Annotated in this window: 10 protein-coding genes and 1 pseudogene; 5 read left to right on the top strand and 6 right to left on the bottom strand. The window is 71.7% G+C overall.

Annotated features, from left to right (window positions below; translation table 11 throughout):
* From VGZ32_RS08750 to uraD, 3 genes and pseudogenes are all read right to left on the bottom strand, one after another.
* Positions 1–192: pseudogene (locus tag VGZ32_RS08750) on the bottom strand (urate oxidase); the annotation flags it as partial.
* Positions 193–257: 65 nt separating this feature from the next.
* Positions 258–593 (bottom strand): hydroxyisourate hydrolase, encoded by a 336-nt coding sequence (uraH, locus tag VGZ32_RS08745; protein ID WP_326885379.1) that lies wholly within the window; start codon positions 591–593, stop codon positions 258–260.
* A complete protein-coding gene (uraD, locus tag VGZ32_RS08740; RefSeq protein ID WP_326885378.1) occupies positions 590–1,303 on the bottom strand; it encodes a 2-oxo-4-hydroxy-4-carboxy-5-ureidoimidazoline decarboxylase in 714 nt (237 codons plus the stop codon). Before uraD ends, uraH begins: the two co-directional genes overlap by 4 nt.
* Positions 1,304–1,542: 239 nt before the next feature.
* Between uraD and VGZ32_RS08735 the strand changes: the two genes are divergently transcribed.
* The gene (locus VGZ32_RS08735; protein WP_326885377.1) at positions 1,543–3,231 is read left to right on the top strand and encodes a PucR family transcriptional regulator; all 1,689 of its coding nucleotides are present in this window, start codon (positions 1,543–1,545) and stop codon (positions 3,229–3,231) included.
* Between the two features lie 20 nt (positions 3,232–3,251).
* On the opposite strand, the gene VGZ32_RS08730 is transcribed toward VGZ32_RS08735, so the two are convergent.
* Positions 3,252–4,412, bottom strand: a complete 1,161-nt coding sequence (locus VGZ32_RS08730) for an acyl-CoA dehydrogenase family protein (protein WP_349263538.1) — start codon at positions 4,410–4,412, stop codon at positions 3,252–3,254.
* A gap of 172 nt (positions 4,413–4,584) precedes the next feature.
* Here VGZ32_RS08730 and VGZ32_RS08725 point away from each other — a divergent pair, with 172 nt between their 5' ends.
* The 3 genes from VGZ32_RS08725 (at position 4,585) to trxA (ending at position 6,582) form a co-directional block, all read left to right on the top strand.
* A complete protein-coding gene (locus VGZ32_RS08725) occupies positions 4,585–5,295 on the top strand; it encodes an urease accessory protein UreF (protein ID WP_326885375.1) in 711 nt (236 codons plus the stop codon).
* Between the two features lie 15 nt (positions 5,296–5,310).
* The gene (locus tag VGZ32_RS08720; RefSeq protein WP_326885374.1) at positions 5,311–6,105 is read left to right on the top strand and encodes an urease accessory protein UreD; all 795 of its coding nucleotides are present in this window, start codon (positions 5,311–5,313) and stop codon (positions 6,103–6,105) included.
* An 84-nt stretch (positions 6,106–6,189) separates the two neighbouring features.
* Positions 6,190–6,582, top strand: a complete 393-nt coding sequence (gene trxA, locus VGZ32_RS08715) for a thioredoxin (RefSeq protein WP_326885373.1) — start codon at positions 6,190–6,192, stop codon at positions 6,580–6,582.
* Between the two features lie 385 nt (positions 6,583–6,967).
* On the opposite strand, the gene pruA is transcribed toward trxA, so the two are convergent.
* Both pruA and VGZ32_RS08705 read right to left on the bottom strand, forming a co-directional pair.
* On the bottom strand, positions 6,968–8,593 hold the full coding sequence (pruA, locus tag VGZ32_RS08710; protein WP_326885372.1) for an L-glutamate gamma-semialdehyde dehydrogenase: 1,626 nt from the start codon (positions 8,591–8,593) through the stop codon (positions 6,968–6,970).
* A gap of 77 nt (positions 8,594–8,670) precedes the next feature.
* The gene (locus VGZ32_RS08705) at positions 8,671–9,633 is read right to left on the bottom strand and encodes a proline dehydrogenase family protein (protein WP_326885371.1); all 963 of its coding nucleotides are present in this window, start codon (positions 9,631–9,633) and stop codon (positions 8,671–8,673) included.
* A 171-nt stretch (positions 9,634–9,804) separates the two neighbouring features.
* On the opposite strand from VGZ32_RS08705, the gene VGZ32_RS08700 reads away from it, so the two are divergent.
* The gene (locus tag VGZ32_RS08700) at positions 9,805–10,935 is read left to right on the top strand and encodes a helix-turn-helix domain-containing protein (RefSeq protein WP_326885370.1); all 1,131 of its coding nucleotides are present in this window, start codon (positions 9,805–9,807) and stop codon (positions 10,933–10,935) included.
* The last annotated feature ends 235 nt before the right edge of the window (positions 10,936–11,170 follow it).

Raw genomic sequence — 11,170 nt, 5'->3', positions numbered from 1 at the left:
GGCGAAGACCGCGTTCTTCTGGGCGTCGGTGGTCAGGACCTTCGCGTTGTCGCCGGTCAGGTGCGTGTCCTGCTGGTCGCCGGACAGCGCGATGCTCACATTGAGGTCCCTGATCGTGTGCGTGCCACCGCTCTTGGCGACATGCACGACCCGGACCTCCGCCTTTCCGTAGCGCGTCGGCCCGAGCACGATGTCGACTTCCGCCGCCGCCGTCTTTTCGGACGCTGTTTCTTCGGACGCTGTTTTTTCGGACACCGTCAGCTCCCCCGGTAGGTCGAGTACGCGAACGGGCTGATCAGCAGCGGCACGTGGTAGTGCGCCGCGGGGTCCGCGATGGAGAAGCAGATCGCGACCTCGGGGTAGAAGAACTCGTCGATGCCCTGATCGGCGAAGTAGGCGGCGGTGTCGAAGACCAAGCGGTGCGGCCCCTTGGTCACGTGCTCGGACAGGCCGTCGCGGACCCGGCCGTCCGCGCCGGTTCTCACAGTGGCCAGCGGCATCCAGCCATCGTCGGCCGCAGCCTCGAGGCGGACTCCGATCCCGGCCGCAGGCTTGCCGCGGACCGCGTCTAAAACGTGCGTCGACAGACTCATCGCGCCGCGTCCGAAGTCCCGGACCCAGCGTCCGCTGAGGCCCCGCCCACCGGGATCGGGCCCTGAATCACGACCCCGAAGCCGTCGAGCATCTTGTCCAAGCGCAGCCGGACGATCTGGCCGAGTTCCCCGCGCACGACGCTCTGCTCGGTCAGTTCGTCGTGGCCCAGCCGTTCGCGTGCCGCGGTAAGCATCTGCGCGGCGGTGCGCCCAGTCGCCCGGATCAGGAATACGTACCCGAACTTCCGCTCATACGCGACGTTCGCCTGGACCAGGTCGGCAGCCGTCTTCGCGCCGGCCTCACTCGCGCCGGCCTGCTCGGCACGCGACCACGCGGCCTCGGCCCCCCGGCCAGCGGCGCGTTCGCCGATGCGGGGATGCGCGGCTAAGGCCTCGAGGATGTCCGGCCAGTCGAGGGAGGTCAGGGTCTCCGCCGCGGCGCGATACAACTCGCCAATGCCGCGATAGGGGCGGGAGAGCGCGAGAGCGGCAACCCAACGCCGCGAAGCGCAGCACAGGCTCAGGGCCTCCGCAGCGTCCTCCAACGGGAGCGTGTTGAACCGGTCGAGCTGCGCCATCCGCACCTTGCGCGCGAGCTCCCCCGCGACCGGCCCGTCCACGTGCGCCGCACCGTCAGCCACCCCGCCCTCCGCTGCGGCGCTGTCGCTGCTCACGAGCACGCCGCGCGTACGGTCCGACGCTGAGTCCAAGATCCACCCCTTCTCCCTGCGTCGCCATCTAGCGGCCTCACCCCGCGGCCCGTCGCCTCTAAGTCAGTGAATCCCCCGCTGAGCACGGCTTCCATGGGCCATAGGCACGATTCGCCAGGCCTGTGCCACATGGCCGTCTTGGAGGTTCCTACGAGGCGTCGCGCGGATTAGTGTTCGCATAAGCGCCACGACGCCTGAGCGTGACGACGGCCCGCTGTTCGAGGGGAGCGATATCCCGGATGCGCCTGCGCGACCTGCTCGAAGCGCCCGCCCTGGCACTGACCGCGGTGACGGGCGAGGCCGGGCTGGACCGCGAGCTGGGGTCGGTGATGGTGACCGACCTGCCGGACCCGGGCAAGTACCTGCGCGGCGGGGAACTGGTGGTCTCCGGCCTGGTGTGGCTCAGCGATCCGCGCATGTCGCCCGCCGAGCACTGCGAGCTGTTCGTCGGGGCGGTGGCGCGGGCCGGCTGCGCGGGTCTGGCCGCCGGGGACGCGACCGACGCGCGGCTGCCCCTTGAGCTGGTTGACGCGTGCACCAAGCACGCCGTGCCTCTGCTGCACGTTCCGGCGAAACTGGCGTTCGCCGACCTGACCGAGTGGATCTCGCGTCGCGTCTCGGCCGAGCGCGCGGGTGACGCCGGGGAGTTGCTGGCCCGACACCGCAGGCTGGTGGCCGCCGGTGCGCGGCAGGGCTTCGGCGGGATCGTGCGGCTGATCGCGCAAGAGACCGGGATGGCGTGCGTGGTGCTGACCGCCGCCGGTGAAGTCATCGCGGTCGACGGGGCGCTGCCGAGCGCTGCGGCTCGCGCGGCCATCGCCCGCGAGTCGCTGCGCACCGCGGCGCTCCCCGAGCGGTTGATCGAGTATCGCGGCAAGACATACTCGGTCTACACGGTGTCGGGCCGACCCGGCACGGCGGTGACCGACTGGTATGCGGTCTTCGAGGGCGACTGGCGCACCTGGCCGCGCCAGCGCCGGGAGGCCGCGCGCGGCGCCGCGCGGCTGGTCGGGGCCGAGCGCGCCCGCGAGGCGGAGGCGCAGCGGCCGGTGCGGCGGGTGTGCCGTGAGCTGGTGATGCTCGCCGCCCAGGCCGCGCCGATCGCGGAGATCGGCGCCCGGCTCGGGTTGGTCGGCCTGGACCCGGCGGCCGGATTGCGCGCCGTGGCCATCGCGACGGCCGGCAACGTCCGGGTCGGCCGGCTGGCCCGCACGCTCGTCGAGGCGCCGGACGGCGCGACGCCGGTCCCGATCGCCGTGTTCCCCGGTGCGCAGCTCGATCACGTCGGTGCCGACGACCCGGCGGCGTGGGCCGAGTCCGCGTTCGCGGTCGCCATCAGTCCCGCGCCGGCCGTGACCAAAATCGCCGGCGCCGACACCGCCAAAGCCTCAGCCCCAGAGGCTTCGGAAGCGGCGACACCGGAGACCAGCGCTCCTCCCCTGGCGGACCCGGCGACGCTGCGCGCGCGGTTGTCGGCCCTCGCGCCCGGCCTCGGCCGCGATCGGGTGGCGATCGGGATCAGCGACCGGATCGTGCAGACCGCCGACCTGACCGGCGCGATCGAGGAGGCGCGCCTGGCGATGCGGCTGGCCATGCGGCGTCCCGGGCTGCTGGAGATCGCCGGGCACGACGAACTCGCCTCGCACCTCGTGCTGCTCGCGCACGTGCCGGACGACCTGCGGCGCGGATACCGCGAGCGGCTACTCGGCCCGCTGCGCGCCTACGACGCCCGCCACCACTCGCAGCTGGAGCAGACCCTGGACCGGTTCCTGAACTGCTCGGCCTCCTGGAGCCGGTGCGCGCAGGAACTGCACATTCATGTCAACACACTGCGGTACCGGATCGAGAAGATCAACCAGCTGACCGGCCGGGATCTGTCCCGGCTGGACCACCAGGTCGACTTCTACCTCGCCCTGCGGGCCCGCTGAGCCCCGGCCGGCCCACCCCCTCACCGGTACGCGGACTGCCCGGTGAGCGCCTGCCCGATCACCAGCGTGTGGATCTCCGAGGTGCCCTCGTAGGTGAGCACGGACTCGAGATTGTTTGCGTGCCGCAGCGGCGAGTACTCGAGCGACACGCCGTTCGCGCCGAGGATCGTGCGGCACTCGCGGGCGATGGCGATGGCCTCGCGCACGTTGTTGAGCTTGCCGACGCTGATCTGCTCCGGGCGGATCCGGCCGCGCTCCTTGAGCCGGCCGAGGTGGACGGCCAGCAGCATCGCCGTGTTCAGCGAGACTGCCATGTCCGCCAGCTTGCGCTGGGTCAGCTGGAACGCGCTGATCGGCCGGTCGAACTGGATGCGCGCGTCGGCGTACGCCAGCGCCGTCTGCAGGCAGTCGCGGGCCGCCCCGACCGCGCCGAACATGATGCCGAAGCGGGCCTCGTTCAGGCAGGACAGCGGCGCGCCCAGGCCGCGCGCCTCGGGCAGCCGTGCGGACTCGGGCAGCCGCACACCCTGCAGGATCAGCTCCGAGGTGACCGAGGCCCGCAACGAGAGCTTGCGTTCGATGTCGTGGGTGGTGAAACCGGGGGTGCCGCGCGGGACGAGGAAGCCGCGCACGCCCTCGTCGGTGCCGGCCCACACGGTCGCGACGTCCGCGAGGCCGCCGTTGGTGATCCACATCTTCGTGCCGTCGAGGATCCAGTCGCCGCCGTCGCGTACCGCCCGGGTGCGCATCCCGGCCGGATTGCTGCCGAAGTCCGGTTCGGTCAGCCCGAAGCAGCCGATCGCCTCCCCGGCCGCGAGCTTCGGCAGCCACTGCTGCTTCTGCTCCGGCGAGCCGTACCGCCAGATGCTGTACATCGCCAGGGACCCCTGCACGGACACAAAGCTGCGCAGGCCCGAGTCCGCCGCCTCCAGTTCCAGACACGCCATGCCGTAGGCCACCGCGCCGACGCCCGCGCATCCGTAGCCCTCCAGGTGCATGCCGAGCAGGCCGAGCTTGCCGAGTTCGGGCGCCAGTTCGCGCGGGAAGTGCGCGTTCTCGAACCACTCGGGCAGATGCGGGCGGACCCGGTCGGCGAGGAAGCGGGCGACCGTGGCCTGGATGTCGCGCTCCTCCTCAGACAGCAGCGAGGATGTGTCGAGCAGGTCGAGCGGGTCCTTCATCGGGCCGGGCGTGGGGTTCGCGGCACTCTGTGCACTGCTCACGGGGACTCCTCGTCGAGTTCTGCTGCGCCTGTCCTCATCCAACCATCCGGCACCCGAGCCCACCTGCGCGGTGCCCGTGTTTCGATGCGCTGCCCCCGCGGTTCATGTTGACGCTAATGTTGGCTCTCCGATGAGCCTGATTCCGCTGTTGCTGCTCGCCGACGGGCGCCTGCCCTCCGGGACGCACATGCACTCCGGCGGTCTCGAGGCGGCCGTGCGAGCCGGGCGGGTCGATGACGCGGACACGCTGCAGTCGTTTCTGCTCGGCCGGCTGACCACGGTCGGATTCACCGCGGCCGCGTTCGCCGCGGCGACGGTGCTCGAGCTGGCCGACGGGGTGCTGGCCACGGCGGGCGGCGGGGTGTTCCAGTCGAAGGAGCTGGCCGTCCTCGATAGCGAGTTGGACGCGCGCACGCCATCCCCGGCGCAGCGGGAGGTCTCGCGCAAGCTGGGGCGGCAGCTGGTGCGCGCGGCCGGTGCCGGGTGGCCGAGCCCGGTGCTGGAGGCCGCAGCGCGGGTGCATCCCGACGGTCCGCATCAGCCGATCGCGTTCGGCGCCGCCGCCGCTGCCGCAGGCCTGGACGTGCACGGCACCGCGGCCGCTGCGGCGCTCGGCTCGGTGACCGGCCCGGCAGCGACGGCGACCCGGCTGCTCAACCTCGATCCGGACGCGGTCACGGAAGTGCTCGCGGGCCTGGCCGAGGCGGTGGATGAGATGGCCGCGGCTGCGGTGCGTGCGGCGCGCGGACCCGTCGAAGACCTGCCCGCACTGTCCGCGCCCTTATCGGACATCTCCGCGGAACACCGCCTGACTTGGGAGGTTCGTCTCTTTGACTCGTGAGCACCCGGCGGTCGCGTGAAAGCCTCGGCGCGGATCGTCGCGCGCGCCCAACCCGACGGAACGACCCGGCTGACCACGCTCGCCGGGGAGGCTCCGCTCCTGCTGCGTCGCGCCGCGCGCGGTGACGAGCCCGCGCCCGCCCTCCGACCCGGGCCGCCAGGTGTCCCGCCGCCGGCCCGGGTCCGCCTCGCGGGCGGGTCGGCGGGGCCGCTGGGCGGAGACGAGCTGCGCTGTGCGGTGGATCTCGGCCCCGGCGCCCGGGTCGAGGTGTTCAGCGCCGCGGCGTCGATCGCGCTGCCGGGCCCGCACGGGCGGGAGTCCAGCATGGAGATCCAGGCGAGTGTGAGCGCGGGCGGGGAGCTGGCCTGGCGCCCGGAGCCGATGATCGCCGCGCGCGGCGCCCGGCATCGGACCGTCATTCACGTCGAGCTGGCCGAGGACGCCCGGCTGCTGTGGCGCGACGAGCTCGTGCTCGGCCGCGACGGCGAGGACCCCGGTTCGGTGGCGACCCGGCTGCGGGTGCGCCGCGGCGAGCGAACGCTGCTCGACCACGAGTTCGCGCTCGGGCCGCGGCACCCCGGCTCGCTTGGCCCAGCGGTGACCGGAGGGCATCGGGCGGTCGGTGCGGTGCTGATCGTCGATCCGGCCTGGTCCGGAGGCGTGCCTGCGGGTCTGCTGCGCGCGGAGACGCTTGACGGCCGCGGCGGTGCGGTGGCAGTGATGCCCCTGTCCGGGCCCGCGGCGTTGATCATCGCGGCGGCGCCGGACGGTGCGACGCTGAGTCGGCTGCTCGAGCCCCGCATGAGCTGACGTGCGCGTCCGCCGGGGAATGCCGCGCTGGCCGGGTATGTTCCGATGGCGGAGGGAATCGCAGACGACAGGAAGGAGCTTCAGATGGCGACAGTCGAACTGACCACGGAGAATTTCGAGGAGACGCTCTCGGGCTCCGGGATCACGCTGGTGGATTTCTGGGCCGGGTGGTGCGGGCCGTGCCGGATGTTCGGACCGGTGTACGAGCGCAGCTCCGCCCGGCACTCCGACATCGTGTTCGGCAAGGTCGACACCGAGGCTCAGCCGGCGCTGGCCGGGGCGTTCAACATCTCCTCGATCCCGACGCTGATGATCGCCCGCGACGGCATCGTCGTGTACGCACAGCCGGGCGCGCTGCCTGAGGCCGCGCTCGAGGAGCTGATCGCGAAGGCGCGCGAGCTGGACATGGAGGACGTGCGCCGCCAGATCGCCGAGGCCGAGAAGGCCCACGCCGCCGGCGCGCACACCGCCGAGTAACCGGGCGACCGAACAACACCGGTCACCCTAGGCGCCTGCCCGCGCTGAGGCGGGCAGGCGTCTTTTGGTCACTCGTCGGCGCCGCCAGACCGCCACGCCCCGTAAGACGACCGGTCGTCTTAGCTTGTCAAACCCTCGCGCGCCAGACTCCCCCGCAACCAGCGCGGCCAGGCTTTTGGGTGTCGCCGGACCGCCACACCACTTAAAACGACCGGTCGTCTTAACTCGCAAGTGGCGCGGGTGAACCTGCTGGCGAATCGGACAGACGTCATCCGACACCGCTCACCGCGATAACGAGCGCCACGCTCACCGTGGCCCCAGACGCCATCCGCGGACCATTCGCCCGACCCGGATTTCCGCGCGGTCCTATTATCTGTCCGTCCGGTTATCGCATGTGGGGGTAGGTGTAATCGGTCGGGGGGACGAAGGTCTCCTTGATCGAGCGGGTGCTGGTCCAGCGCAGCAGGTTCTGGGCGGCGCCGGCCTTGTCGTTGGTGCCGGAGGCCCGGCCGCCGCCGAACGGCTGCTGGCCCACGACCGCGCCGGTGGGCTTGTCGTTGATGTAGAAGTTCCCGGCCGCGAATCGCAGGCGCTCGCTCGCCGCCACTGCTGCGGCGCGGTCGGTCGCGACGATCGCGCCGGTCAGCGCGTAGGGCGAGGAGTGGTCGATGCGGTCCATGACGGCGTCGAAGTCTTGCTCGTCGTATACGAACACGGACAGGATCGGGCCGAAGTACTCGGTCGTGAACATCTCGTCTTGCGGGTCCTCGCCGACGAGCACGGTCGGGCGCACGAAATAGCCGGTCGAGTCGTCGTAGGTTCCGCCGACCTTGACGTCGATGCCTGCATGGGCGTGCGCTCGATCGATCGCCGCCTTGTGCTTGTCGAAGGCTCGCCGGTCGATCACCGCGCCCATGAAGTTGGCCAGGTCGGTCACGTCGCCCATGGTCAGCGAATCGACTTCGGCGAGGAAGTCGGCCTTCATCCCTTCCCACAGGCCGCGCGGCAGGTAGGCGCGCGAGGCGGCCGAGCACTTCTGGCCCTGGTACTCGAACGCGCCTCGGGTGAGCGCGGTCTTGAGCACCGCCGGGTCGGCGGAGGCGTGGGCGAGCACGAAGTCCTTGCCGCCGGTCTCGCCGACGATCCGCGGGTAGCTGCGGTAGCTGGCGATGTTCTCGCCGACCGTCCGCCACAGATGCTGGAAGACCTTGGTGGAGCCGGTGAAGTGGATCCCGGCCAGTTCGGGGTGTCGCAGTGCGACCTCTGAGACCGGCACGCCGCTGCCGGTGACCATGTTGATCACGCCGGGCGGCAGGCCGGCCGCCTCCAGCAGCCGCATCAGGTGGTGCGCGGCGAACTGCTGCGTGGGCGCGGGCTTCCAGACGACCGTGTTGCCCATCAGGGCGGGGGCAGTGGGCAGGTTGCCCGCGATGGCCGTGAAGTTGAACGGGGTGATCGCGTAGACGAAGCCCTCGAGCGGGCGGTGGTCGGCGCGGTTCCACACCCCTGGGCCGGACACCGGCTGCTCGGCCAGGACCTGCCGGGCGAAGGAGACGTTGAACCGCCAGAAGTCGATCAGCTCGCAGGCGGAGTCGATCTCGGCCTGCTGCGCGGTCTTCGACTGGCCGAGCATGGTGGCGGCGTTGAGCGTGTCACGCCACGGGCCGGACAGCAGGTCGGCCGCCCTGAGGAAGACGGCGGCGCGATCGTCGAAGGAGAGGGCACGCCAGGCCGGAGCAGCGGCGAGCGCCGCGGCGATCGCGTCGCGCGCGTCGTCCTGCGTGGCCTCGCCGAACGTGCCGAGCACCGCGCGGTGGTTATGCGGCTGGACCACCTCGACCTTGCCGCCGCCGCCCATCCGCTGCGCGCCGCCGATCGTCAACGGCAGGTCGACCGGGTGGGCCGCGAGGTCGCCGAGAGCGCGCTCAAGCCGGGCGCGCTCGGCACTGCCGGGGCCGTAGCCGTGTACCGGCTCGTTGGCGGGGGCGGGCACTTGCGTCACTGCGTCCATGGTGGCGGTTTCCTTGCAGGAGGACGGGGGACGGTAGGCGGTCTGGGTCCAGGGCCGGGGCCGGGTGGGTGGCCGGGTCAGCGCCCGAGCAGGGCGCGCAGGAAGAAGGCGACGTTCGCCGGGCGCTCGGCGAGCCGACGCATGAAGTATCCATACCAATCCGTACCAAACGGCACGTAGACGCGCACCCGGTGACCCGCGCGGGCGAGGTCACGCTGGGCGCCGGTGCGGATGCCGAAGAGCATCTGATACTCGTACTCACCCGGTTGCCGACCGGCGGCCTCCGCGGCGCGCGCGGCGGCGGCGATCATGCGCGGATCGTGGCTGGCGACCATCGGGTAGCCGTCGCGGAACATCAGGGTGCGCACGCAGCGCTCGTAGGCGGCGTCGACGTCGGCCTTGCGGGTGTGGGCGACGGATTCCGGTTCCGCGTATGCGCCCTTGACCAGGCGCACGCGCGAGCCCGGGTACGCCAGCTCGTGGCAGTCCTGTTCGGTGCGCAGCAGCATCGACTGGAGGACCGCCCCCACCCACGGGAAGTCGCGTCGCAGCTCGTGCAGGATGCGCAGGGTGGAGTCGACGGTGGTGTGGTCCTCCATGTCGAGGGTCACCGTGGTGCCGGCGGCTGCGGCGGCCTCGCATACGGCGCGGGCGTTCTCGAGGGCGATCTTCTCGCCGTATTCGGAGGTCCCAGTGCCGGTGTCGCCCGGTTCGCGCAGCGCTTGGCCGAGGGCGGACAGCTTGACCGAGACCTCGGCGTAGTCGGCGAGGCCCGCGCGGTGCAGCACGCCGAGCAGCTCGATGTAGCTGTCCCGGATCGCCGTGGCCTGGGCGGTGTCGTGGGTGTCCTCGCCCAGGTGGTCGAGCGTGGCGCGCAGGCCGTCGGCCCGCAGCGTCCGCACCGCGCGCACGGCGTCGGCCAGGGTCTCCCCGGCCACGAACCGGTCGACTACCTTCCGGGTGGCTGGGAACGCGACAACCGCGCGGCGGACCCGCGGGCTGCGCGCGGCCTTGAGCAGGACGGTCGAGAGGACGGGCACTGCTTGCCTCCGGGAAGGTCGAAGGTCGGGGAAACGGCGCGGCGACCCGGGCCCACTGTTCACGGTACGAGCGGACCCGGCGCCGCGCGAGATATCTTTGTCTGATACTTGTCGCTGATTCTCATACACTTGTCTGAGCGTTGAGGACTGCCACTCCGACAGGAGCCCAGGATGGGACCGGACCAGCTCCAGGACATCGTGGACGAGGCCGCCCGGGTATCCGGCTGCCCGGTGACGCTCGAGGACCGCGAGTTCAACCTGGTCGCCTTCTGTTCGCACAGCCGCGCCGGCGACGCGGTGCGCCAGGACTCGATCCTGACCCGCCGCTCGACGCCGCAGGTGCGCAGCTACTTCGAGTCCTTCGGCATCGCCCGGGCGCCCGGGCCCGTGCGGGTCCCGCCCGATCCCGACCGGAGCTTGCTGGGTCGCATCTGCATACCCGTGCGCTGGCAGTCCGTCACCTATGGATATCTGTGGCTACTCGAGGACGGATCGCCGATCGGCGACGGCCTGCTGCCCGAGCTGGCGGCGACCGCGGGCCGCGTCGGCGTGGAGATGGCACGCCGCTCCCGCCAGCGCGACGACCTGGGCTGGAAGATAGGCGATCTGCTGTCGACCTACCCGGAGACCCAGGCGCGCGCCGCCCAGGAGATCGCCGAGTCCTGGTCACTGTCCCCGCGGACCCCGGTCGCCGCGGTCTGCGTCGAGGCGGCCGCCGTCCCGCTCAACGCGTGGCGCCTGCCGCGCACCGTTCTGGCCGGCTCGGGCGAGCACGCCACCACGTTCATCGTTCCGCTCGACGCGGCGCACGATCTGTCCGCGGCGCGGTCCGTCACCCGCACGGCCTTCGGCGCGCTCGCCTCGTCCGCGCACGCGGTCGCCGGGATCGGAGGGCCTGTCGGTGCGCTGGCGCAGGCGCGCGAGAGCTGGCTCCAGGCACGCATCGCCGCACGCGTCGCCGCCTTCCGCCGCACCGAGCACCTCATCCTGGAATGGCCGGATCTCGGGGTGCACCGCCTGCTCGGCGTCGGCACGGACGCGGCGCTGCGCGAGGCACTGTCAGCGCCCGGAGTCGCGCGGCTGCTGGCCGAGGGCGGCGCGGACCTCGTGCGCACGGCGGCGGTGTACCTCGACGAGGCGGGCAGTGCGCAGCGCACCGCCGCGGCGCTCGGCATTCACCGGCAGACGCTCTATCACCGGCTGGAGCGGATCGAGCGGCTCAGTGGCCTGAGTCTCGACTCCGGACGCGACCGGCTCCAGCTTCATCTCACCCTGACACTCTTGCCCTCGCTCGGCGACTGACCGCCCACCTAGCACCGGGCTGGGCCCCATCTACACCTCGCCCTCATACCCCTGCCCCGCTCGCCGACCGACCCCCGCACCCACACCGCGCCCGGCCCCAACTGCACCTCGCCCCTCACACTCCTGCCCTCGCTCGCCGACTGACCGCTGCACCCGGCACTGCGTCGGTTCGTCGACGAGGCTTGACAGAGTCCTCCTTTTAGCGTTCGTTATCGATTGAAAATGTTACGTGAAT

It is taken from the genome of Actinocrinis sp. (genome assembly GCF_035938995.1).
GTDB lineage: Bacteria > Actinomycetota > Actinomycetes > Streptomycetales > Catenulisporaceae > DASZGI01.
The sequence above is the reverse complement of the archived record's forward strand: the minus strand, read 5'-3'. Positions and strand labels throughout refer to the sequence as shown.